The following is a 22,651-nucleotide window of genomic DNA, read 5'->3' as shown; positions in this document are numbered from 1 at the left end:
GGACAGGATTGGGGTCGGCCGCGCCGTGCAGTTCGTAAAGCTCCGCATTTCGGGCTTCAAGTCGTTCGTCGACCCTACCGAACTGGTGATCGAGCCGGGCATGACCGGCATCGTCGGCCCCAACGGCTGCGGCAAGTCCAACCTGGTCGAAGCGCTCCGCTGGGTCATGGGCGAGACCTCGGCCAAGAAGATGCGCGGCGACGACATGGACGACGTCATCTTCGGCGGGACCGACAAGCGGCCGGCCCGCAACATCGCCGAGGTGACGCTGGGGGTGGACAACACGCGGCGGACCGCCCCCGCCGGCTTCAACGAGTTCGACGACCTGGAGATCCAGCGGAAGATCGAGCGCGGCTCCGGGTCGGACTATCGGATCAACGGCAAGCTGGTGCGCGCCCGCGACGTCCAGCTGCTGTTCGCCGACAACGCCAGCGGCGCCAATTCCCCCGCCTTGGTCAGCCAGGGCCGCATCGGCACCATCATCAACGCCAAGCCGACCGAGCGCCGGGTCCTGCTGGAGGAGGCGGCCGGCATCACCGGCCTGCATTCCCGGCGCCACGAGGCCGAGCTGCGCCTCAAGGCGGCCGAGGCCAACCTGATGCGCCTGGACGACGTCATCGTCACCATGGACGCCCAGCTCGGCACGCTGCGCAAGCAGGCGCGGCAGGCCTCCCGCTACCGCAATCTCAGCGAACAGGTCCGCCGGACCGAGGCGGTGCTGCTCCATATCCGCTGGGTCGCGGCCCAGGCGGCGCTCGCGGCGGCGCGGCTCGCCTTCAACGACGCCGAGGTGCTGGTGCGCGACCGCATGGGCGAGGCCGCGGCCGAGACCGCCCGGCGCGCCGCCGACGCCGAGGGGCTGCCCCGCCTCCGCCAGGCGGAGGCCCAGGCGGCGCAGGCGCTCCAGCGGCTGGTGATCGCCCGCGAGGCGCTCGACGCGGAGGAGAAGCGGGTCGCCGAGGCCCGGGCCGCCAATCAGCGACGGCTGGCCCAGGTCGCCACCGACTTGGCGCGCGAACGCGCGCTGGCGGAGGACGCCGGGACGGCGCTCGCCCGCCTCGCCGACGAGCGGGACGGCCTGATCGGGGAACAGGGCGACGAGGCCGCCGTCGAGGAGGCCGCCCGCGAGTCGCTGGCCGAGGCGCGCGAGCGGGTCGAGGGTCTTGACCGCGAGCTGACCGCGCTGACCGAACGGACAGCCGCGGACGAGGCCCGCCGCACCGCCCTTCAGCGGCAGGCCGCCGACCTGGACCAACGGCTGGCGACCGCGATCCGCCGGCTCGACGAGCAGCATCGCCAGCGCGCGGCATTGGAGGCCGAACTGGCGTCCCGCCCCGACATCGAGGCGGCGGAGGAAGCCGTCGCGGCCGCGGAGGAGGCGCTGGACCTCGCCCGCGACCGGGCCGAAGCGGCGGAGCATGCCAAGGCGGCGGCCGAAGCGGCACAGGCCCGCAGCCGCGAGGCGCAGCAGGCGGCCGACGGCGCCCGCGCCCGGCTGAAGGCGGAGGAAAGGGCGCTGTCGGAGCTTCTGGAGTCCGGCTCCGGCGACCTGTTCCCGCCGCTGATCGATGCCGTCACCGTGGCGCCCGACTACGAGGTGGCGATCGCCGCGGCGCTGGGCGACGACCTGACCGCGCCGCTGGACGAGGCCGCGGCGGTCCATTGGCGGACGCACCCGGCGCTCGACCGCACGGCGCCGCTGCCGGCGGGGGCGGAGCCGCTGGCGTCCCGGGTCAGGGCGCCCCCTGCCCTGGCCCGCTGCCTCGACCATATCGGCGTCGTCGCGGGTGCCGCGGAGGGCGACGCCCTGGCCCCGACACTGCTGCCCGGCCAGATCCTGGTCACGCGCGACGGTGCCTCCTGGCGCTGGGACGGGCTGTCCGTCACGGCGGGAGCGCCTACGGCGGCCGCGATCCGGCTAAAGCAGCGCAACCGCCTCGCCGAGATTCGCCTGGAGCTTGAAAGCGCCGAGGACAGCTCGGCGCAGGCGCGGGAGGACTTCGAGGCCGCCCGCGCCTGCGCGACGGAAGCCGCGGCCCAGGAACGGCGCTGCCGCGACGCCGTGCGGGACGCCTTCGGCGCGGTCGGCCGGACCCGCGACCAGCACGCCAGGCTGGCCCAGGCCGCCGCTGCGGCCGTCTCCCGCCTGACCGCCCTGACCGAGGCGGTGGACCGCCTGGACGCCGACCGGTGCTATGCCGAGCGTCAGGTCGCCGAGGCGCGGGCCGCCCTGGACGCGCTCCCCGAATCAGGGCAGGCGCGGGAGCGGGTCGCCGACCTGCGCGCCACCCTGGCCGAGACCCGCGCCGAGCTTTCGGGCCGGCAGAACGCGCTGGACCGCATCCTGCGCGAGGCCCACGGGCGGCGCCAGCGCCTCGCCGCGATCGAATCGGAACGGCGCGGCTGGGCCAGCCGGTCCGAAGGGGCGGACGAGCGCCTCGCCGAACTGATGGAACGCGCCGAGACCGCGAAGGCGGAACTGGAGGAGCTGGCCGGACGGCCGGATGAGATCGAGTCCGAGCGCGCCGGCCTGTCGACCCGGATCGCCGACGCCGAGCGGGTGAGGAAACGCGCCGCCGACACCCTGAACGAGGCCGAGGCCACGCTGGCCGCCACCGAGAAGCGCCTGAAACAGGCCGAGACGGGGCTGGGTGACGCCCGCGAGGCCCGCGTCCGGGCGGAAGCCGCCGTGGCCTCGGCCCGCCAGACTCTGGACGGGGTCCGCGAGCGGATCGCCGAGAAGCTGGAATGCGCGCCGGATCAGACGGCCGCCCTGGCCGACCTGCCGCCGGGCGAGCCGCTGCCCGACCCGGCCGGCGTCGAGGCGCGGCTGGAAAAGCTGGTGCGCGAACGGGAGAACATGGGTCCGGTCAACCTGCTGGCGGAAGCCGAGGCGGCCGAGCTGGACCAGCAGATCGCCGGCATGCAGACCGAGCGGACCGACCTGGTATCGGCCATCGGCCGGCTGCGCCAGGGCATCTCCAGCCTCAACAAGGAGGCGCGGGAGCGGCTGCTTGCCTCGTTCGAGACGGTGGACCGGCATTTCCAGGACATGTTCGTCCGGCTGTTCGGCGGCGGCAAGGCGTACCTGAAGCTGACCGAGGCGGAGGACCCGCTGGACGCCGGGCTGGAGATCTATGCCAGCCCGCCGGGCAAGCGGCTCCAGGCGCTGTCCCTGCTGTCCGGCGGCGAGCAGGCGCTGACCGCGCTGTCGCTGCTGTTCGCCGTGTTCCTGACCAACCCGGCGCCGATCTGCGTGCTGGACGAGGTGGACGCGCCGCTGGACGAGGCCAACGTCGACCGCTTCTGCACCCTGGTCGAGGAGATGGCCCGCGTCGGCGCCACCCGTTTCCTGATCATCACCCACCACCGCCTGACCATGGCCCGCATGGACCGCCTGTTCGGCGTCACCATGGGCGAACGCGGCGTTTCCCAGCTGGTTTCCGTCGATCTGCGCCGCGCCGAGGAACTGCGGGGCGCCGCCTGATCCCGCCATCCCTCTCAGTGGGATGTGACGAAGCCTTCTCCGGGGCGTAGATTACGGGGAAGCCCTGAACACTGATGGCGGATCATGACTTCCTGCGACTTCCTGATCATCGGCGCCGGCATTGCCGGAGCCTCCGCGGCGTATGAGCTCTCATCCCGCGGCCGGGTCGTGCTGCTGGAGCGCGAGGCACAGCCGGGCTATCACTCGACCGGCCGCTCCGCCGCCCTCTATACCGAGACCTACGGCAACGCGGTGATCCGGGCGCTGACCGTCGGCAGCCGCCCCTTCTACGATGCCGTCGTGACCTCCGGCTTCGCCGAACATCCGGTGCTGACCCCGCGCGGCGTGGTGCTGGTCGGGCGAGAGGACCAGACGGACAGCCTGGACCGCGCGTTCCATTCCGGCAGCGTGCTGACGCCTTCCGTCGGCCTGCTGGACCGCGACGCCACCCTGGCGCTGGCCCCGATGCTGCGGCCGGACTATGCGGCGGGCGCGGTGTGGGAGCCGGACGCCATGGACATGGACGTCGCCGCGATCCACCAGGGCTATCTGCGCGGGCTGCGCGCCCGAGGCGGCGAGATCGTCACCGACGCGGAACTGCTGGCGCTGACCCGCCGAGGCGGGACCTGGCGGGCGGAGACCCGCGCCGGCGTCCACGATGCCCCCTGGGTCGTGAACGCCGCCGGGGCCTGGGCCGATGCCGTGGCCGTCCTGGCCGGGCTGGCGCCGATCGGCCTGGTCCCGAAGCGCAGGACCGCGATCACCTTCGATCCCACGCCGGTCCCGGACGAGGCCGCCTTGCCCCTCTGGCCGATGGTGTGCGACGTGGACGAAACGTTCTATTTCAAGCCGGAGGGCGGCCGGCTCCTGGGCTCGCCGGCCGACGAGACGCCGGTCGAGCCTTGCGACGTCCAGCCGGAGGAACTCGACATCGCCCTGACGGTTGACCGGATCGAGCGGGCGTGCCTCTTCAAGGTCCGGCGGATCAGCCACCGCTGGGCCGGACTTCGGACCTTCGCCCCGGACAAGAGCCCGGTGGTGGGACCCGACCCGGAGGCGGAAGGATTCTTTTGGCTGGCCGGCCAGGGCGGCTACGGCATCCAGACCGCGCCGGGCATGGCGCGGACCGCCGCCGGGCTGCTGGCCGACGGCAGGGTGCCGGAGGATCTGGCCGCTCTCGGCGTGAAGGCCGTGGATCTGGCGCCGGAGCGGTTGCGGGCGCCCTGAACGAGGAAGCGAACGATGATCTCCCTTGCGGCATTCCCCCTGCGTTCCGCCCTGCTGGGCCTCTGCGCCGCGGCGCTGGCGTCCTGCGCCAACCCGCGCGCCGATGAAGCGCTGTTCGCGCAGACGGCCTTCGTCGGCATGCCGAAGGAGACGCTGCTGTCCTGCGCCGGCGTCCCGGAACGGACGGCCGCGATCGACAACCTGGAATATTTTACCTACACCAGCAACCGGACGGTGGTCTACCAGAGCTACACGCCGCTGATGGGCTTCAGCCGCTTCCCGTATCATGGCTATGGTTACGGCTTTCCCCATTACGGCTCCTTCGCGCCGACCTACGATTTCCGGAACTTCAGCTGCCAGGCGACTTTCACGCTCCGCGAAGGCGTGGTCGAGCGGATCGTCTATGGCGGCCCGGAGGGTATCGGGGGCAGCCAGCTCGCCCAGTGCCAGACCATCATCGAGAATTGCCTGACCCAGGTTTCCGGGCAGTCGGCTCAAGCCGGACGGTAGGAGCTCGCACAATAAAGAGAGCAGCGACAACTCCGGCTTGCACGACGACCCTGGAATGGACGTATCATGGCCTGTCCACCGACAAGACCAACGATGGCGGTCCGGCTGCATCTTCCGCACGGGCCGCCCTGACAAGGAGGAGCAGGTCCCATGCATGTCGCAGCCGTCATCAAGCGCAAGGGCTCCAACGTCGTTTCCGTCGCGCCCGAGCGAACCATCGGGGAGGCCGCGAACCTGCTGACCGAGAACCGGATCGGCGCCGTTCTGGTGCTGGACGGCAACGAAGGCATCCGCGGCATCATCTCCGAACGCGACATCATCCGCTCCCTGACCCGATTCGGCAGCGACGCGCTGAACCGGCGGGTCGAAGAGGTGATGACCCGCGACGTACAGCAGTGCTCCCCCTCCGATACCATCGCCGAGATCATGACCATCATGACGAAGCGCCGGTTCCGCCACCTTCCGGTGGTCGACGGCGGGAAACTGCTGGGCATGATCAGCATCGGCGACGTGGTCAAGCAGCGTCTGGACGAGACAGAGCTCGAGGTGGAAACCCTGCGCGGCTACGTGACCGGACAGGGTTGATCCGCACTCGCGGATACGCCTGTGTAGACGAAGCGCCACACCTGCGGGCGCTTCGTCTTTTTCTCCCCACGGGACGCTTGACGTTTACGTAAACTGCTAGTACCCGTTTCTCCTGCATCCGTGGCACTGAACAATAATCCGCGGAAAAAGAATCAGTAGGGAGAGACAACCCAATGACCCCCACCAAGCGCTTCCCGGGACGCGCGACGGCTGCCGCCCTGGCCGCCACCTCGGCGATCGCCCTGCTCGCCGGCACCCAGGCCGTCCAGGCCGCCGGCTTCTACATCAAGGAGCAGAGCGTCACCGGGCTGGGTCGCGCTTTCGCCGGCGAGTCCGCGATCAGCGAGGACGCCAGCACCATCTTCTTCAATCCCGCCGGCATGACCCGGCTGGAAGGCCCCGAAGCCACCGCAGGCGTCCATCTGCTGATCCCGCGCGCCGATCTGGAGAACCGCGGATCGACCACGACGATCCAGACGCCGGCCGGCGCGCTGACCAGCCCGACCGGCGGCAACGACGGCGGCAATCCCTACGACCCGACGCCGGTTCCGAACGCCTATTTCGCCTATCCGCTGATGGACCGGGATCTGTGGGTGGGACTGGGCATCTCCGCCCCGTTCGGCCTCGCCAACAAGTACGACCCGAACTGGTTCGGACGGTACGACTCGATCGAGACCGACCTGCTGACCCTCAACATTGCGCCGAGCGTCGCCTACCGGGTCAACGACTGGATCTCGATCGGCGGCGGCATCGACATCCAGTATGCCGACGCCAAGCTGACCAACGCGGTGTTCACCGGAACCGGGCCCGACATCATCTCCAAGGTGGAGGGCGACGACTGGACGTTCGGCTACAATGTGGGCGTGCTGTTCGAGCCGATCCCGACGACGCGGATCGGCATTCACTACCGGTCCAAGGTGGAGCATACGCTTGACGGCGACGTCCAGTTGAGCCGTGCCGGTACCACGTTCAACACCTCGCCCGGCACCGCGGACCTCAACCTGCCCGACATCATCGCGGTCGGCGTCGCCCACGAGCTGACCCCGAAGCTGACCCTGATGGCGGAGTACAATTGGTACGGCTGGAGCAACTTCGAGGAGATCCGGGTCCAGCGGCCGGGGCTGCCCGACCAGGTCGTCGGCCAGAACTACGAGGATACCTTCTCGCTGGCGGTCGGCGCGCAGTACGAGATCAACGATACCTGGACGGTGCGCGGCGGCTTCCAATACGACGAGACGCCGACCGTCGACAATTTCCGCTCGACCCGCACGCCGGACGCCGACCGGTACTGGCTGAGCGCCGGCGCCTCCTATACCCTGTCGGAGAGCTTCGTCGTGGACGTGGCCTATACCCACATCATCATCGACGATGCCGACATCAACACCACGCAGCCCGGCGCCGTCGCCGCCCTGTCCACCAACACGCGCGCCGTGAGCGAGGGCAGCGTCGACATCATCGCCGCGTCGCTGCGCTACAAGTTCTGAGGCGCGGCGGCGGGCCGGTCTGGGCGGCGGGTCGGTCCCCGTGCCCGGCAGGACCCGGGTCGCCGCTCCGGTCGTGGCGACGCAAGGGCCGCTCGGCGGCGCGGGAACGGGCCTGGGTACCGGCGCGGGGTCACTGTTTCCGCCGAGGCTTCTTCCGGGGCTTCGGCCACCAGGGCGGCGTCTTGACCTTCGAGCCGCCTCACCCTGATCCTCGCCCGCACTTGTGGAGAGGATCAGGGACTCGGGCGCTAACATAAGACGCCCCCGGTTCAGCCCGGCCATGGCCCGGCTTTCGAAGAATATCCTTCGGGGCCACCGCTCGAGGGAGATCGGGGTTCTTTCGATTCGATTTCCTCAGCTTCCGGGCGCGCCCGGTTCCCACATCGCGACGCGATCGGGAACCGGGCGAGGTGTTCCGTCGCGCCCACGGATTAGTACGGCTTTCGAAGTGATTTCCCTTACCCGCCCATGAAAAACTGCCCCGACAAATACAAATTCGACTAATTGCCCTCGGAGACTGAATTGACCGTTCTCGACGTGGTTCTCGATAAGACGCTGCCGTTCGACATGCGCTGGAACCTGGTCAAGCGCCAGCCGCGGGTGGCGCTCAGCAAGCATCAGATCGACACGTTCTGGAAGGAGGGGCACCTGACGATCCCCAACTTCGTCGACATCGCCCAGGTCGACGAGATCGACCGCTCGTTCCAGAGGCTGTTCCGGACCCGCGCCGGCTGGAAGGAAGGCGACTTCTACGACATCGCCGGGCTGGACCGGGGCGACGAGTTCAAGCTGCCGCAGCTTCTCCATCCCGCCAAATACGCGCCGGAACTGCTGCGCACGGTTTTCTGGGCCAATGCCGAGGCGGTAGCCAGGACGCTGCTCGGTGCGGACGCGCGGTTCTCGTTCGACCACGCCATCAGCAAGCCGCCGCACCCTGAATCAGCCACCCCCTGGCACCAGGACCAGGCGTTCCACCGGGCCGGCAGCCATGTGGAGAACATCACGATCTGGCTGCCCCTGCAGGACGTGGACGAGGAGAACGGCTGCCTGACCTTCGTTCCGGAGAGCCACAAGGGGCCGATGCTGACGCACCGGAACTACCGGGACGACAAGCGGATCGAGGGACTGGAGGCGGTTGGCGTCGATCTGGACAAGGCCATCACCGTCCCGCTGCGCAAGGGTCGGTTTCGATCCACCACAGCCGCACGCTGCACTATGCCGGGCCGAACCGGTCCAGCCAGCCGCGGAAGGTCTATTCGCTCCTGTTCGCGGTGCAAAAGGCCGAGCCGGTGGTGCCCGTCGACTATCCCTGGAACGTCGACAAGCCGACCGCCCGGCTGGAGCGCCAGCGGGCCTATGAGCAGCGCTGGTCCAACCGGGCGCAGCGGGTGATCAAGCAATCCCTGTCCAGCGCCCTGCACCGCGTCGTCGGATGAGGCGGGTGCCGGCTTAAGCTGCCCGCATGTCGTTGAGGAACTGCTTGACCTGGGCCCGCAGGTAATCGAATTGCTTCGTCACCTCCTGGCTGGCCTCCAGCAGCTGGCGGGTCGTCTGGCTGGCGTCGACCACCCCCAGAGTCACCACGTTGATGTTGCTGGCGACCGCCTGCGTGCCGTTGGCGGCGTGGGCGGCCGCCTGCGAGATGTCCTGGGTGGTAATGTTCTGCTCCTCCACGGCGGCGGCGATCCCGGAGGCGATCTCCCGCGCGCCGTCGGCGACGGCCGAGATCGTGCGGATCTCCTCCACCGCGCGGTTGGTGACCTGCTGGACCCCCATGATCTGGTGGGTGATCTCGTCGGTCGCCTGGGCGGTCTGGCTGGCCAGGGCCTTGACCTCCGACGCGACGACGGCGAAACCCCGGCCGGCTTCGCCAGCGCGCGCCGCCTCGATCGTGGCGTTCAGCGCCAGCAGGTTCGTCTTGCCCGCGATGTCGTTGATGAGTTGAACGATGTCGCCGATCTTGAGCGCCTGGGCGGCCAGGTCGGCGATGGTCCGGCTCGTCTGGTCGGCGGCGCTGGCGGTCTTGCGGGCGACGTCGACGCTCTCGTTGATCCGCTGGGCGATCTCGCTGGTGGTGGCGGACAGCTCCTCCGTCGCCGCGGCGATGTTGCCGACGTTGGAGATGGTGTTGTCAGTGGCACGGGTGATCTCCGCGGTGCCGCGCTCGGCCTCGTTCATCTTCTCCGACATGGCGCGGGCGAAGGAAGCCATCTCGTCGGCCGACCGCGACACCGTGTCGAGCACGGAAGCCATCTTGCGGTCGAAGTCGTTGGCCATGTTGCCGACCATCTCGACCCGCTTCTGCTCGGCTTCCGACTTCAGGCGGTCCTGCTCGCGGGCGAAGTCGAGAACCTTGATGGCATTCTCGCGGAAGACGCCGACCGCACGCGCCATGGTGCCGATCTCGTCGCCGCGCCGGACCAGGTCCAGTTCGAAGTTCAGGTCGCCCCGCGTGATCTTCGCCATGGCTTCGGAGATGACGCCGGTCGGGCGTATGACCACCAGGCGGAGCAGGAGGTATAGCGCGGTGACGAGCAGCGCCACGATCCCGATGGAGATCAGCGCCGATGCCATGGTGTCGTCGGCGATCGCCTTCATCACGGCGGCTCGGCTCCAGGCCACCGCCAGCGTGCCGATCCGCTCGCGCTGGGCTCCGAACGCCACGGGGATGATCATGTAGGTGTGGTCGTCGGTCGCAGCCGTGACGATGTTGCTGTCCGCCGGCAGCTTGTTGGACTCGATGAAAGCCTGGAGCAGGGTCTTGTCGAAGCCGGGCTGCGCGAACTCGTTGAGGAGCTTGCCGTCGGCGGCGTGGACCATCACCCCGTCCAGTCCGGCGCGCGTGTTCTGCGCGATCTCCTTGTAGGAGTTGGCGAGCGCCTCGGTCCGCGCATATTTCACCGCGCTGGACATGTTGTCGCCCAGAGTCGCGGTGAGGATGGCGTTGCTGTCGTCGAAAGTGCTGAGTGCCAGGACTCGCGACGTGTAGCTCTGGTAGGCGACGAGCCCGCCCAGCCCGCCGATCAGCAGCAGCGCGACCGACAGGATGACCTTCTGGTTGATGCTCTTGAGCGAGAACCTGCTCCTGCCCGGCTCCAAGCCCTGCTCCTCACGCCCTCCCATCACGAACCCTCCTTGACCACCGAAGCCGATTTTCACTGGTTGCATATCCGAAGACATCGGCCGTCCGATCCGCGAACCGGAAGCCCCGCTCCGACACTACAATAGTCGGAAGTTCGGGATTATGTCTGAACAAGATGTCGCAGAGGGGATGACAAAACTTTTAAGTCTACGTAATTTTCGCAATCTGTCGCTTTCGCAATGTTCGCCCGCACACGTCACACCCGGGGAAAGAATTGATGCGCGGCACTACATCGGCCGATCCGGGGCGGTTCAAAGGGAAGCGCGGCCGGAGCACAAGCAAAAGGGCGGCGGAAGCCGAAACTTCCGCCGCCCCGAAACACGCCTGGACCGGACCGGACAGGCTACTCCGCCGCCGCCGCCGCGGTGGCGCCGCGCACGAGGGTGTCGTAGTCGGTCATCAGCGTCTGGCACATCTGGCCGGGCGTGAACTTCAGGTCGTCGATCTGGCCGACCGGGGTCACCTCGGCGGCGGTGCCGGTCAGGAAGATCTCGTCGGCCGTCTTCAGCTCGTCCGGCATGATCGCCCGCTCGATCACCTCGATGCCGCGCCGCTTGGCGAGGTCGATCACGGTGCGGCGGGTGATGCCGTCCAGGAAGCAGTCGGGCACGGGGGTGTGCAGCTTGCCGTCCACCGCCATGAAGAAGTTGGCACCGGTCGCCTCGGCCACGCGCCCGCGGTAATCCAGCATCAGCGCGTCGTGGAAACCCTCGTTCTCGGCGGCGTGCTTGCTCATGGTGCAGATCATGTAAAGGCCGGCCGCCTTGCTGTTGGTCGGCGCCGTGTTGGGAGCCGGCCGCGCCCACTTGCTGGTCTGCAGCTTGATGCCGGCCATGCGCGCCTCCGGCGAGAAGTAGCTCGGCCACTCCCAGCAGGCGATCGCCACATGGATGGTGTTCTGCTGGGCGGAGACGCCCATCATCTCGCTGCCGCGCCACGCCACCGGCCGGACATAAGCGTCGGTGTAGCCCTGCGCCTTGACCACCAGGTTGGTCGCCGCGTCGATCTCCCCGACGCTGTAGGGCAGCGAAAAGCCCAGCACTTCGGCGGACTTGGCAAGCCGCTCGGAATGTTCCGTCAGCTTGAAGACGGAACCGTTGTAAACCCGCTCACCTTCGAATACACAGCTTGCATAGTGCAGGCCGTGGGTCAGAACATGGACCTTGGCGTCGCGCCACGGGATCAGTTCGCCATCGAACCAGATCTGGCCCTCGCGGTCATCGAAGGGAAGCATGGACATCACAAACCACTTTCATTGTTAGATTATGTCTCGGTATGGCGGGTAACACGTAACATTCGGATTGCACTTGTGTCAACATGGCTGACGTAAAAACCGGGGTGAACCCCCTCTTCCTGCGCGAGGAGGAATTGCGCCAGGGCATGGAGCTGCTGTTCTACGCCTATCGCGACTTCACCGCCGAACCCGATGCAATCCTTGGCAAAATCGGCCTCGGGCGAGCCCACCACCGGGTCATCTACTTCATCGGCCGGAACCCGGCGATAACCGTTACAGAGCTGCTATCGATTCTGCGCATAACGAAGCAGAGCCTGTCGCGCGTCCTGAGCGAGCTGGTCCGCCTGGGCTTCGTGACCCAGCGGCCGGGCGTGCGCGACCGGCGCCAGCGGCTGCTGGAGCTGACCGAGAAGGGCGTCGAGCTGGAGCGCCAGCTGTCCGAGAGCCAGCGCCAGCGGATCGCGAAGGCCTACCGCAAGGCCGGCGCCGTCGCGGTGGAAGGCTTCCGCGAGGTCATGCTGGGGATCATCGACGACGAGGACCGCCCGAAATTCACCGCCAGGATGGACCGCCCGCCCCCGAAACGCTGACGAAACGCTGACAGGATGCCGCCATGACCGAGGAGATGCCCCACATCCTGGTGGTCGACGACGACCTGAGGCTGCGGGAGGTGCTGCGCAAGTACCTGGTGAAGAACGGTTTCATGGTGACCACCGCGCAGCACGCGGCCGACGCCCGGGCCAAGCTCGGCAGCCTCGCCTTCGACCTGATCGTGCTGGACGTGATGATGCCGGGGGAAAGCGGCCTGGATCTGACCGAGAGCCTGCGGCGCGAAAGCCAGGTGCCGATCCTGCTGCTGACCGCGCGGGGCGAGCTGGACGACCGCATCGCCGGGCTGGAAGCGGGCGCCGACGACTACATGAGCAAACCCTTCGAGCCGCGCGAGCTGGTCCTGCGCATCACCTCGATCCTGCGCCGGGTGCCGCGCCCGGTCGAGCCGATGGCCGACCTGCGGATCGGCAAATGGACCTTCGTCCCCGACCGGGAGGAGCTGCGCGCCGGTGACGAGACGGTGCGCCTGACCAGCGCCGAGGCGGCCCTGCTGAGGGTCCTGGCAAGCCAGCCCGGAGCCATCCTGACCCGCGAGGAACTGGCGGACCGCGCCGGTATCGTCGGCAACGCCCGCACCGTGGACGTCCAGGTCAGCCGCCTGCGCAGCAAGCTGGAGGACGATCCCAGGCTGCCGCGCTATCTCCACACCGTGCGCGGCGAGGGTTATGTTCTGAGATCGGAATGAATTCATCGGCCGGGTCCGTTTCCCGGAATGACGAGGCAGGGCCATGACGGCGATACATGAGCTGACCGCGCGCAGCTACGGTCCGGACCGGCGCGGACCGCGCGGGCTGATCAAGCGGATGCTGCCCCAGACGCTGTTCGGGCGGTCGCTGCTGATCATCGTCACGCCGGTCATCCTGCTCCAGGTGGTCGCCACCTGGATCTTCTACGACCGGCACTGGGAGACCATGACCAACCGGCTGGCCTTCGCGGTGGCCGGCGAGATCGGCATGGTGATCGAGCAGCTGGAACGCGATGTCTCGATCGCCGACCGCACGGACACGCTGGCCATGGCGGCGCGCACCATGGACCTGATCATCACCTTCGAGCCGGAAGCCGTCATCCCGAACCGCCGGCAGGAGCTGAGCAGCCTGCTGGAGCGCACGCTGGGCATGGCGCTGGACGAACGGGTGCGGAAGCCCTTCACGGTCGATACCCGGATCGCCAGCAACTGGGTCGAGATCCGGGTGCAGATGGCCGACGGCGTGCTGTCGGTGATGGCGCCCGAACGCCGCCTGTTCAGCTCGACGACCTATATCTTCCTGCTCTGGATGGTCGGCGCCGCCATGGTGCTGTTCGCGATCGCGATCATCTTCATGCGCAACCAGATCCGGCCGATCCGCCGGCTGGCCGCGGCGGCGGACGCCTTCGGCAAGGGCCGGGACGTGACCCGGTTCAAGCTGGAGGGCGCCACGGAGGTCCGGCAGGCCGCCGCCGCCTTCCTGGTGATGCGCGAACGGATCCAGCGTCAGATCAGCCAGCGGACCGAGATGCTGGCCGGCGTCTCCCACGACCTGCGCACGCCGCTGACCCGCATGAAGCTTCAGCTCGAGCTGTTCGGCGACGGGCCCGACGTGGACGACCTGAAGACCGACGTGATCGAGATGGAGCAGATGATCGAGGGTTACCTGGCCTTCGCCCGCGGCGAGGGCGCCGAGACGCCGGTGCCGACCGACCTGAACCGCCTGATCAACGAGGCGGTCGGCACGGCGCGGCGCGACGGGGCCGTCGTGGACGTCCACCTGGAAGGCGAGATGAGCCTGCCGCTCCGCCCGAACTCGGTCAAGCGCTGCCTCGCCAACCTGATCGGGAACGCGCGGCGCTATGCCGACCATGTCTGGGTCCAGGCCGGCCGGCGCGACGACGCGATCGAGATCACCGTGGACGACGACGGTCCCGGCATCCCGGCCGGCTCCCACGAGGACGTGTTCCGCCCCTTCTTCCGGCTGGAGGAATCGCGGAACCGGTCGACCGGAGGCGTCGGCCTCGGCCTGACCATCGCCCGCGACGTGATCCGAAGCCACGGCGGCGACATCACGCTGGCGGAAAGCCCGCGCGGCGGCCTGCGCGCGGTGGTGCGGCTGCCGGTCTGACCCGGCCCCCGGCGCGGGGCCGCCGGCCTGCATATCCCGGTACGCTTACCGATTATCAACCATCCTCTAATAATACTTCCATCATCTGGTAGTATCTGAGATGGGAAGATAAAGGTGCCCAACAAATCGGCTAAGCTGATAGCCGGAGCAGTAATATCCGGTTTGGGTATGTATATCCTGATCGGTGAAGGTTTCTCGATCGTGAGCAGTGATGCCGTGATCAATGCTCGGGTCGCCATGGTCAGGTCTCCGATCGACGGATACCTGGAACTGAAGCCTCTGACGATCGGCCAACGCGTCCAGGCCCGCGAGGTCTTGGGCAGCGTCACCGACGAGCGTGCCGACGATGCGCGGGTCCAGGACCTGGAGCGCTCCGCCGACGCGCTGGCCGCGGAAACCGCTTTGCTCCGGGCCAGGCTCTCCGACCTGAAGCAAAGCAGGACGGAACTTGCCGGACGCACCCTGTCCTACCAGGAGGGCCGGCTCCGCCAGCTGCGCGCCCAGATCGACGAGGCGGAGGCCATGCTGGCCGGCGCCAGGGCGACCACCCAGGAATCCGAAGCCACCCTGGTCCGGGCCGAGGAGCTGAAGGCCAAGGGCATCCAGTCCGCGGCCATGCTGGACAAGGCGAGCGCCGGCCACAGCGTCGCGGCCCTCGCCGCGAAGGCCGCCGCCGCCCGGGTCGAGACGCTGAGGATCCAGTACGCGGCGGCGTCCAAAGGGACCTTCCTGGGCGACAGCTACAACGACACGCCCTATTCGAGCCAGCGGACGATGGAGCTGGACCTGCTGGCCGCCGAGTTGCGCGCCGGCCTGGAGGAACGCACCGGCCGGCTGGCCAAGGTGCGCGACCACATCGCCGTGGAGCGCCAGCGGGTCGGCCGGATGCGCGAGGCGTTCCTGAACTCTCCCGTGGACGGCCGGGTCTGGGAGGCGGCGCTGGGTGCCGGCGAATATGCCCGGAAGGGCCAGGACATCCTGCGCCTGCTGGACTGCTCGACCACGGTGGTCACCGCGTCGGTCGGCGAGCGCGACTACAACCGCCTGCGGGTCGGCGATCCGGCCCGGTTCCGGCTGGCCGGCACCCGCCGGAGCTACGACGCGGTGGTTCTCCGGCTCGCCGGGTCCGGCGCCGCGACGGTCTACAACAACTTGGCGATCAGCCCGGGACCGGATCATCTCCAGCGCTACGACGTGGCGCTGTCGGTGCCCGGCGTGCTGAACGACCCGGAGGCGAACTGCGCGGTCGGCCGGACCGGCAAGATCTCGTTCTCCGGTTTCGGCGACGGGACCGGACGGCTGCGCGCCTGGCTGGGCCTGTAGGCCGATGGTCTTCTCCGCCCTGGAGGCGGGCCTGGCGCCGTCGCTGGTGATCGCGGGGCTGGCCCTGTCGATCCTGCCGTTCTGCTCGACCTCCGACACGAGGGTGCGCGTCCTGCTGTTCACGGTGTCGGTCGGCACGGGCTGGCGCTACATCGCCTGGCGGCTGACCCAGACGCTGCCGCCGCCTGCGCTCGACGCCGATTTCGTCTGCGGCGCCGTCTTCATGGCGCTGGAGATGCTGGTGATGCTGGGCTCCACGCTCTCCTCCTTGATCCTGGTCAGGACCCGCGACCGGCGGGGTGAGGCGACGGCGAACGCGCGGTGGTGGCCGGCCGACCGGCCGCCGCAGGTGGACGTCCTGATCACCACCTACAACGAGGAAGAGGCGATCCTGTCGCGGACCATCGCCGGCGCGCTGGGCATCGACCATCCGAAGCTCCGCGTCTGGGTGCTGGACGACGGCCGGCGGGACTGGCTGCGCGACCTGTGCGCCGCCCGCGGCGTCGGCTACCTGACCCGGCCCGACAACAGCCACGCCAAGGCCGGCAACATCAACAACGGCCTGGCGCACCTGGCCACCCTGGAGCCGGAGCCGGAGTTCATCGTCGTGCTCGACGCCGATTTCGTTGCCCACGACGACTTCGTCAGCCGCACGCTGGCCCTGTTCCACGACCCCTCGGTCGGGCTGGTCCAGACGCCGCAGCACTTCTTCAATCCCGACCCGATCCAGTCGAACCTGCGGATCGGCCGGGCCTATCCCGACGAGCAGCGCTTCTTCTTCGACCATCTGATGGCCTGCCGCGACGCCTGGGGCATCGCTTTCTGCTGCGGCACCTCCTCGATGATGCGCTGGGACGGGCTGAGGGCGATCGGCGGCTTTCCGACCGACAGCGTGACCGAGGACTTCCTGGTCACCCTGCGCCTGAAGCAGCACGGGCTGCGCACCGTCTACCTGAACGAGCGGTTGAGCGACGGCCTGGCCCCCGAGGGGATGAAGGAGTACGTGACCCAGCGGGGACGCTGGTGCCTGGGGCTGATGCAGATCGTCCGCGGGCCGCTCAGCCCGTTCCGGCGCAACCGGCTGGACTGGATGGACCGTCTCGGCCTGCTGGACGCCCTGCTCTACTGGAGTTCGACCTTCTGTTTCCGGCTGGCCTGCCTGGTGATCCCGGCGCTCTACTGGTGGTTCGGCATCAGCGCGGTGAACGCGTCGTTTCCCGACGTGGTGACATACTTCGTCCCCTATTTCGTCGCCGTCATGATCGCGCTGAACTGGACCACCGGGGGCAAGATCGTCCCGATCATGAACGATGTCAGCCAGGTGCTGACCATGTTCGAGATCAACCGGGCGGTATTCACGGGCCTGCTGCGACCCAAGGGACAGAAGTTCAAGGTCACCGCCAAGGGCGGCGAGCGCAGCAGGCGGGTCGTTCAGTGGGCCATGATGCGGCGGTTCGGCGCGCTGTCGCTGATGACAGTCGGCGGCATGGTCTACGCCATGCTGTCCGACTATGCCCCGGACGGCGGCGCCGGGGACGGCAAGCTCGTGATCCTGTTCTGGAGCTTCTACAACCTGATTGTCCTGCTGCTGGCGATGATGGTGTGCATCGAACTGCCCCGGCTGCGCGGCGACGAACGCTACCCGACCGACGAGGAGGTGGAGATGGAGCTGTCCGGCGACCTGATCCCGGCGCGCCTGATCGACATCTCGCTCGGCGGAGCCCGCATCCAAGGGACCGCTCCGGCCGCCGTCGGCGACGGCTTCCTGCTCCATATGGCCGATGTCGGCATGGTGCCGGTGACGGTCGTCAACGAGCGCGACGGCGCCTTCGTGGTGAAGTTCCTCCACGATGCCGAGACCCGCGACAGGATGATCCGGAAGATCTACTCGGACGGCTACCAGCTCAACGTTTCGCGGGTGAACTGGCGGGGCCTGCTGGCCGGGCTCGGCCGCCGCGCGGCCCAGTAGGCCGCCGGCAGGTCGAGGAGGAGCGGCCTCAGGCGGCGGGAGCCTTGGGCCGGTTGGCCACGCGCCGACGCAGCCTGGCGTCCAGGTCGACCAGCGCGCTGGAGAGCCGGAAGACCTCGGCATAGGAGCGGGCATAGGGGATGCGGGCGTCGTGGTCGTACTCGCGGATGCGGTCGGCCGCGTCCGCGATCTCCAGCAGCGGCCGGGTGATCCGCTTCGCCAGCATCGATCCCGCGAACGCCGCGGCCAGGGCGGCGCCCAGGGCCAGCAGCGCCAGCGTCCACTGGAACAGCCGGATCGGGGCCAGGACCGTGTCGGCCTCCTGGCGCACGACCACGGACCAGCCGAGTCCGGGATAATCGCGATGCCCCACCGTCAGGGTCGTGGCGGTCAGGTAGTCGCGGCCGTCGGGCCAAGTCTCGAAGCCGTATCGCGTGCCGCCCTGGCGCGCGGCGCCCAGGCTGAGCAGGTCCAGCTTCCTGCCGATCATGTCGTCCGGCCCCAGGAGCACGTCGCCCTCGCGGCTGACGATGAGCGCTTCGACGCTTTCGCTCCGGTCACCCCGGATCCCGAGGACCGAGGCGGTGATCTCCTCCCCCAGGACCAGCTGAGATGGGCCCCCAGGACACCGAGCGGGACGCCGTCGGGACGCTTCAGCGGCATGGCGACGTCTACGAAGCGCAGAGGGTCGCCATCGGCGTTCGGCGGCAGTTTCTTGGCAAGGAGCACCGCCTCGTGCACGTCGCCGGCGAACATGTCGCGGCTGCCGGCCCGGAACCACGGCCTGCCCGACACGTCGGCGCCTTCCAGCAGGCCCCTGGTGCTGACGAGGACCTTGCCTTCCGGGCTCGCGAGACCGATCCAGGCGTATTCCGGGGAACTGCGCTGAAGGATGTCGAGCTTGACCCTCAGCCGGTCGGAGTCGGAATCGGTTTCCAGGGTTTCCTGGATCCCGCCGATCATCCGGATGTCCTGCCAGCGCTCGAACATGCTGCGATCCAGCTTGTCGGCGATCTGGGCGCTGAGGTCCAGCGCACCGGCGCCCGCCTGGTCGCGCAGCCGGGTGCCGATCGTCCCGTTGGCGAGCAGGCTGACCCCCGCGACCGGCGCGATGCACAGGACGGCGATGCTGACGGACAGTAGAGTGGAGAGGCTTTTTGGATTTGCCATGAATTACCGCAAAACTGAAGTGATGACGAGCATGATGCACCGGCATCTTCAGTACTCAGTAAGTCATTTCCGCTTTACATCAGGTGAAGGCGCGGGATTTTCCTGCAGACGACATCTGTCGGCGGAAGCCGGGGAATCGGCTCGATTTTGGATCGGCGCACCGTCAATACAGCCGTCCGCCGTCCGGAACCTTGCGCTCCGGCGTGACGAGCACGACCTCCCCGTTCTCGTCGGGGAAGCCCAATACCAGGACTTCGGACATGAACTTGCCGATCTGCTTCGGCGGGAAATTGACGACCCCGGCAACCTGGCGGCCGACCAGCGTTTCCGGCGTATAATGCCGGGTGATCTGGGCGGAGGTGCGACGCACCCCGATCTCCGGGCCGAAATCCACCTGGAGCTTGTAGGCCGGGCGGCGCGCCTCGGGATAAGGCTCCACGGCGGTGATCGTCCCGACGCGGATGTCGACCTTGAGGAAATCCTCGAAGCCGATGTTCATGGTGGCCGTCGTTCCGCCCTTGCCGGTCATGCGCAGTCCCTCCCCCCTCTTTATTTCAAGGTTGCGGAGGCTAGCGGCCGGGCGCGCAAATGACAAGGCCGCCGCCGGTTTCCCGGCTGCGGCCCCACCCTGGCGGACCAAGCCCGGCGACCGCCGGACCCTGCCTCGATCGTGCTTACTTCGCCGCCTTGGCCTTGGCGACGGCCGACTTCAGCTCTTCCAGGCTCTCGCTGACGCGCTTGTTGATCACGTCGGCGGCCTCGGAGTTGGACTTGGTGACCAGTTCGGCCAGCTCGCGGGTGTTGGCCAGGGCCTTCTCGAAGGCGACCTTCACGAGGTCGGCCTGCTTGGCGACCTTCTCCTCCGGCGAGCCGGCGGCGAGCAGCTCGGACACGATGGAGGTGGTCTGCTCGATGGTCTGGCGCAGGATCTCGGACTGCCGGCGGGCAACGGCCTGGAAGCCTTCGAACGCGAGCTGGTTGGCGGCGGTCAGGGCCTGGATGTTCTTCTGCTGCGCGGCGAGCGCGGACTCGACGTCGACACCGGGAAGCTTGAATTCGGACATCAGCTTCGAAACGTCGGTGAACTTGGAAACGTCGACGTCGAAGAACGGGTTAGTCTTTGCCATGTGCCATCCCCTTGAAAGCATTCATCGTTGCTGCGCCGCAACAGGTTTGATGCCGCATCATGCAGATTGCGCAATTCTGCGTCAACTTCTTTTGTGCAGCGCAACAACAGCGGCCCTCAGACCGTTACGCCGGGTTGGTCCGGGGAGCCGTCCGGCCGGGAGGCGCCGCCGCGGCCCCCGCGGGAGCGCAGGGTGCGGGAGAACTGCTCCGCCTGGCGCAGCCTGGCGTCGAGCGCCGCCATGGTGCGCGACAGGTCGGCGCTGTCGTCGGTCAGCCAAACCCTCATGACCGCCAGGTAGATCGCCCCCAGCCCCTTGACCCGGAGCACGCCGGGGAGACCGTCCGCCGAGATCCCGGCGGCTTCCAGCATCCAGGCGAGCGAGCGCCGCAGGGCGCAGGCGTGCCACGCCGCGGCGATCGGATCGGAGCGCAGGTCGCGGGAAATGCTCTCCACCGCAGCCCGGTAGGGGGTTAGTGCGTCAAAGCGGCGCATCATCACGTCGAACAGCCGGTCGCGCGGGGATTCCCCGTCGTCCCCCTGCCCGCTCCCGGACAGCACGGCTTCGTCGATCTGGCGGGTGAACCCGCGCAGGATGTCGGGTTTGCCCGGAAAGATCCGGTATATGTCGGCCAGCGACAGCTTCGCTTCGGCGGCGATGTCGGCCATGGTCGTGGCCCGCCATCCCTTGTCCGCGGCCTGCTTCATGGCGGCATCGATGATTTGGCGTGACAGATCAGCCTTCTTGGCCATGGTTCCAGTGATTCCCGTGCAGTTCGTTTGCCATGGCATTAAGATTGGGCCGCCGGCGCGGATGCCAAAGCCCCCGGGCCGGCCCCGCGTCGAATATGCCGGAAGACCATCCCGATTTGCCCCGCCCGGCGGTGACGATCGGCGCGATGAGGAGTTGACTGTGTGCAAGGGCATGCGATGCTGCCGCGCCTCCCCCGTCGGGCGCGAAACCTGCTTCGGGCATGAAAACCATGACTGCTTCGTTCGGCTGGGCCTCCGGCTGCCTCATGACACTGGCTCACCGGCTTCCCTATCTGACCCCGGATGAGGAGCGCGACCTCGCTCTGCGCTCGGCGGCCGGCGACCAGGTCGCGGCCGAGCGTCTGGTCGCGAGCCACCTGCGCGTCGTGATCCGGATCGCCCGCAGCTACGGGCGGTTCGGCCTGCCGGTGAACGACCTGATCCAGGAGGGCACGCTCGGCCTGATCCAGGCCGTGCGCAAGTTCAACCCCGACGGCGGGGCGCGGCTCGGCACCTACGCCATGTGGTGGATCCGGGCCTCGATCCAGGATTACGTGGTCCGGTCGTGGTCGCTGGTGCGGGTCGGCAAGACCGCCGCGCACAAGGCCCTGTTCTTCGCCCTCAAGAAGGTCGCCGCCGAGCGGAAGACCTCGTCCGACGGGCTCGACGACGAGGCGCTGGCCGTGCTGGCGACGCGATTCGACATGCCCCGCGCCGAAGTCTCGGGTCTCGCCCACAGGATCGCGCGGCTCGACCAGTCGCTCGACCTGCCGGCCGGCGACGCCGAGGAGGCCGAGACCCTGCTCGACCGGCTGCCCGCCGACCAGCCCAACGCGGAGGAACTGGTCGAGCAAAGCAGCATGGGCAGGGCCTGGAGCGGCCTGATCGACCGGGCGCTGGCCATGCTGCCGGCGCGCGAGGCGGCGATCATCCGACACCGTCACATGAGCGACGCGGCGCCGACCTTCGAGGCGATCGGGCGGGAACTGGGGATCTCCAAGGACCGGGTGCGGCAGCTGGAGAAACGCGCGCTGCTCCGCCTGCGCGAGATGCTGCAGCCGCTGGTCGCCGTGCACGGCATGCCGGGCGGCTGACCGGCCTGCCCGATCCGGAGAGTTAGCCCGCGAGCTGGCGCGACCGGGCGGTGGCGGCGGCGATGGCGCGGTCGAACAGCGGCTGGATCCCGTCCTCCGCCATCAGCACCTCAAGCGCCGCCTGGGTGGTTCCGTTGGGACTGGTGACGTTCCGGCGCAGCTCGGACGCCGGCTCGGCCGACCGCACCGCAAGCTCGCCGCTGCCGGCGACCGTCGCCCGGGCGATCCGCATCGCCAGATCCTCCGGAAGCCCGGCGGCCACGCCGGCTTTGGCCAGTGCCTCGATCAGCAGGAAGACATAAGCCGGCCCGCCGCCCGATACCGCGGTGACGGCGTCCAGCATCCCCTCGTCCGCGACCCAGGCGACCTGGCCGACCGCCCCCAGCAGCGTGTCGCACAGCCGGCGCTGCTGCTCGGTGACCATGGCATTGGGAACGGCGACGGTCATGCCCCGGCCGACCGCGGCCGGGGTGTTCGGCATGGCCCGGACGATGGCCGCTTCCGCGCCGAGGCGCTCGGCGAAGTAGCCGATGGTCCTGCCCGCGGCGATCGACAGGAACACCGTGCCCGGACGGGCGAAGGATGCGTAACCGGGCACCACCTCGTCCATCACCTGCGGCTTGACGGCGAAGACCACCACGTCGGGATCGAAGCCCGGCGGGATCCGCGACGGGCCGGCGCAGCGCACGATCCGGTGCTCGCCCAACGCGGAATCGGCACCGAAGGCGCCTTGCGGCTCGACCACGACCACGTCGTCGACCGTCCGCGCGGCGAACCAGCCGTCGAGCATGGCGCCGCCCATCTTGCCGCATCCGACCAGAAGCAGCGAGCAACCCATC

General features: G+C 68.6%; 19 protein-coding genes and 1 pseudogene. 12 read left to right on the top strand and 8 right to left on the bottom strand.

The features are described 5' to 3' along the window. The first annotated feature begins 25 nt into the window (after positions 1 to 25). The 6 genes and pseudogenes from smc (at position 26) to DPR14_RS28025 (ending at position 8,729) form a co-directional block, all read left to right on the top strand. Positions 26 to 3,487, top strand: a complete 3,462-nt coding sequence (smc, locus tag DPR14_RS04155) for a chromosome segregation protein SMC (RefSeq protein WP_158044045.1) — start codon at positions 26 to 28, stop codon at positions 3,485 to 3,487. Positions 3,488 to 3,571: 84 nt separating this feature from the next. Beyond that, on the top strand, positions 3,572 to 4,714 hold the full coding sequence (locus DPR14_RS04150) for an NAD(P)/FAD-dependent oxidoreductase (RefSeq protein ID WP_158044044.1): 1,143 nt from the start codon (positions 3,572 to 3,574) through the stop codon (positions 4,712 to 4,714). A 15-nt stretch (positions 4,715 to 4,729) separates the two neighbouring features. Next, entirely contained in the window at positions 4,730 to 5,224 is a 495-nt protein-coding gene (locus tag DPR14_RS04145) for a hypothetical protein (RefSeq protein WP_158044043.1), read from the top strand. A gap of 150 nt (positions 5,225 to 5,374) precedes the next feature. Further along, positions 5,375 to 5,809, top strand: a complete 435-nt coding sequence (locus DPR14_RS04140; RefSeq protein WP_158044042.1) for a CBS domain-containing protein — start codon at positions 5,375 to 5,377, stop codon at positions 5,807 to 5,809. Positions 5,810 to 5,982: 173 nt separating this feature from the next. Next, positions 5,983 to 7,293, top strand: a complete 1,311-nt coding sequence (locus DPR14_RS04135; protein WP_158044041.1) for an OmpP1/FadL family transporter — start codon at positions 5,983 to 5,985, stop codon at positions 7,291 to 7,293. A gap of 567 nt (positions 7,294 to 7,860) precedes the next feature. Further along, positions 7,861 to 8,729 (top strand): annotated as a pseudogene (locus DPR14_RS28025) (phytanoyl-CoA dioxygenase family protein). 13 nt (positions 8,730 to 8,742) lie between these two features. Here the strand turns inward: DPR14_RS28025 and DPR14_RS04125 are convergent. Continuing rightward, a complete protein-coding gene (locus DPR14_RS04125) occupies positions 8,743 to 10,416 on the bottom strand; it encodes a methyl-accepting chemotaxis protein (RefSeq protein ID WP_192499264.1) in 1,674 nt (557 codons plus the stop codon). Between the two features lie 362 nt (positions 10,417 to 10,778). Next, entirely contained in the window at positions 10,779 to 11,675 is an 897-nt protein-coding gene (locus DPR14_RS04120; protein WP_158044039.1) for a branched-chain amino acid aminotransferase, read from the bottom strand. 77 nt (positions 11,676 to 11,752) lie between these two features. Between DPR14_RS04120 and DPR14_RS04115 the strand changes: the two genes are divergently transcribed. From DPR14_RS04115 to DPR14_RS04095, 5 genes are all read left to right on the top strand, one after another. Continuing rightward, a complete protein-coding gene (locus DPR14_RS04115) occupies positions 11,753 to 12,259 on the top strand; it encodes a MarR family winged helix-turn-helix transcriptional regulator (protein WP_158044038.1) in 507 nt (168 codons plus the stop codon). Between the two features lie 23 nt (positions 12,260 to 12,282). Next, positions 12,283 to 12,966 (top strand): response regulator, encoded by a 684-nt coding sequence (locus DPR14_RS04110; protein ID WP_158044037.1) that lies wholly within the window; start codon positions 12,283 to 12,285, stop codon positions 12,964 to 12,966. A 43-nt stretch (positions 12,967 to 13,009) separates the two neighbouring features. After that, positions 13,010 to 14,377, top strand: a complete 1,368-nt coding sequence (locus DPR14_RS04105; RefSeq protein ID WP_158044036.1) for an ATP-binding protein — start codon at positions 13,010 to 13,012, stop codon at positions 14,375 to 14,377. A 201-nt stretch (positions 14,378 to 14,578) separates the two neighbouring features. After that, on the top strand, positions 14,579 to 15,700 hold the full coding sequence (locus DPR14_RS04100) for an HlyD family secretion protein (RefSeq protein WP_246148835.1): 1,122 nt from the start codon (positions 14,579 to 14,581) through the stop codon (positions 15,698 to 15,700). Between the two features lie 4 nt (positions 15,701 to 15,704). Next, complete coding sequence (locus DPR14_RS04095) at positions 15,705 to 17,669, top strand: glycosyltransferase (protein ID WP_158044034.1); 1,965 nt, start codon at positions 15,705 to 15,707, stop codon at positions 17,667 to 17,669. 28 nt (positions 17,670 to 17,697) lie between these two features. On the opposite strand, the gene DPR14_RS27125 is transcribed toward DPR14_RS04095, so the two are convergent. The 5 genes from DPR14_RS27125 to DPR14_RS04075 form a co-directional block, all read right to left on the bottom strand. Further along, positions 17,698 to 18,180: a hypothetical protein gene (locus tag DPR14_RS27125; protein WP_192499263.1), complete on the bottom strand. Its 483-nt coding sequence runs from the start codon at positions 18,178 to 18,180 to the stop codon at positions 17,698 to 17,700. Beyond that, a complete protein-coding gene (locus DPR14_RS27120; protein WP_192499262.1) occupies positions 18,156 to 18,839 on the bottom strand; it encodes a cache domain-containing protein in 684 nt (227 codons plus the stop codon). Before DPR14_RS27120 ends, DPR14_RS27125 begins: the two co-directional genes overlap by 25 nt. A gap of 163 nt (positions 18,840 to 19,002) precedes the next feature. Further along, positions 19,003 to 19,338: a tRNA-binding protein gene (locus DPR14_RS04085; protein WP_158047971.1), complete on the bottom strand. Its 336-nt coding sequence runs from the start codon at positions 19,336 to 19,338 to the stop codon at positions 19,003 to 19,005. A gap of 175 nt (positions 19,339 to 19,513) precedes the next feature. Then, complete coding sequence (locus tag DPR14_RS04080; protein ID WP_158044032.1) at positions 19,514 to 19,966, bottom strand: phasin family protein; 453 nt, start codon at positions 19,964 to 19,966, stop codon at positions 19,514 to 19,516. A gap of 116 nt (positions 19,967 to 20,082) precedes the next feature. Next, on the bottom strand, positions 20,083 to 20,718 hold the full coding sequence (locus DPR14_RS04075) for a TetR/AcrR family transcriptional regulator (protein WP_192499261.1): 636 nt from the start codon (positions 20,716 to 20,718) through the stop codon (positions 20,083 to 20,085). 230 nt (positions 20,719 to 20,948) lie between these two features. On the opposite strand from DPR14_RS04075, the gene DPR14_RS04070 reads away from it, so the two are divergent. Continuing rightward, positions 20,949 to 21,812 (top strand): sigma-70 family RNA polymerase sigma factor, encoded by an 864-nt coding sequence (locus tag DPR14_RS04070; RefSeq protein ID WP_192499260.1) that lies wholly within the window; start codon positions 20,949 to 20,951, stop codon positions 21,810 to 21,812. A gap of 22 nt (positions 21,813 to 21,834) precedes the next feature. Here DPR14_RS04070 and proC read toward each other — a convergent pair whose 3' ends face one another. Further along, on the bottom strand, positions 21,835 to 22,650 hold the full coding sequence (gene proC, locus DPR14_RS04065) for a pyrroline-5-carboxylate reductase (protein WP_158044029.1): 816 nt from the start codon (positions 22,648 to 22,650) through the stop codon (positions 21,835 to 21,837). Position 22,651: the final 1 nt, after the last annotated feature.

The sequence above is a fragment of the Skermanella pratensis genome (assembly GCF_008843145.1).
Lineage (GTDB): Bacteria > Pseudomonadota > Alphaproteobacteria > Azospirillales > Azospirillaceae > Skermanella > Skermanella pratensis.
Note: the sequence above shows the minus strand (reverse complement) of the source record. Positions and strands in the feature narration are given on the sequence as shown.

Bases quoted from the DNA above. Each gene is read 5' to 3' on its own strand.
- DPR14_RS04150 (WP_158044044.1), top strand. From the start codon at position 3,572: ATGACTTCCTGCGACTTCCTGATCATCGGCGCCGGCATTGCCGGAGCC.
- DPR14_RS04145 (WP_158044043.1), top strand. From the start codon at position 4,730: ATGATCTCCCTTGCGGCATTCCCCCTGCGTTCCGCCCTGCTGGGCCTC.
- DPR14_RS04140 (WP_158044042.1), top strand. From the start codon at position 5,375: ATGCATGTCGCAGCCGTCATCAAGCGCAAGGGCTCCAACGTCGTTTCC.
- DPR14_RS04135 (WP_158044041.1), top strand. From the start codon at position 5,983: ATGACCCCCACCAAGCGCTTCCCGGGACGCGCGACGGCTGCCGCCCTG.
- DPR14_RS04125 (WP_192499264.1), bottom strand. From the start codon at position 10,416: ATGGGAGGGCGTGAGGAGCAGGGCTTGGAGCCGGGCAGGAGCAGGTTC.
- DPR14_RS04120 (WP_158044039.1), bottom strand. From the start codon at position 11,675: ATGTCCATGCTTCCCTTCGATGACCGCGAGGGCCAGATCTGGTTCGAT.
- DPR14_RS04115 (WP_158044038.1), top strand. From the start codon at position 11,753: ATGGCTGACGTAAAAACCGGGGTGAACCCCCTCTTCCTGCGCGAGGAG.
- DPR14_RS04110 (WP_158044037.1), top strand. From the start codon at position 12,283: ATGACCGAGGAGATGCCCCACATCCTGGTGGTCGACGACGACCTGAGG.
- DPR14_RS04105 (WP_158044036.1), top strand. From the start codon at position 13,010: ATGACGGCGATACATGAGCTGACCGCGCGCAGCTACGGTCCGGACCGG.
- DPR14_RS04095 (WP_158044034.1), top strand. From the start codon at position 15,705: ATGGTCTTCTCCGCCCTGGAGGCGGGCCTGGCGCCGTCGCTGGTGATC.
- DPR14_RS27120 (WP_192499262.1), bottom strand. From the start codon at position 18,839: ATGGCAAATCCAAAAAGCCTCTCCACTCTACTGTCCGTCAGCATCGCC.
- DPR14_RS04085 (WP_158047971.1), bottom strand. From the start codon at position 19,338: ATGAACATCGGCTTCGAGGATTTCCTCAAGGTCGACATCCGCGTCGGG.
- DPR14_RS04080 (WP_158044032.1), bottom strand. From the start codon at position 19,966: ATGGCAAAGACTAACCCGTTCTTCGACGTCGACGTTTCCAAGTTCACC.
- DPR14_RS04075 (WP_192499261.1), bottom strand. From the start codon at position 20,718: ATGGCCAAGAAGGCTGATCTGTCACGCCAAATCATCGATGCCGCCATG.
- DPR14_RS04070 (WP_192499260.1), top strand. From the start codon at position 20,949: ATGACTGCTTCGTTCGGCTGGGCCTCCGGCTGCCTCATGACACTGGCT.
- proC (WP_158044029.1), bottom strand. From the start codon at position 22,650: ATGGGTTGCTCGCTGCTTCTGGTCGGATGCGGCAAGATGGGCGGCGCC.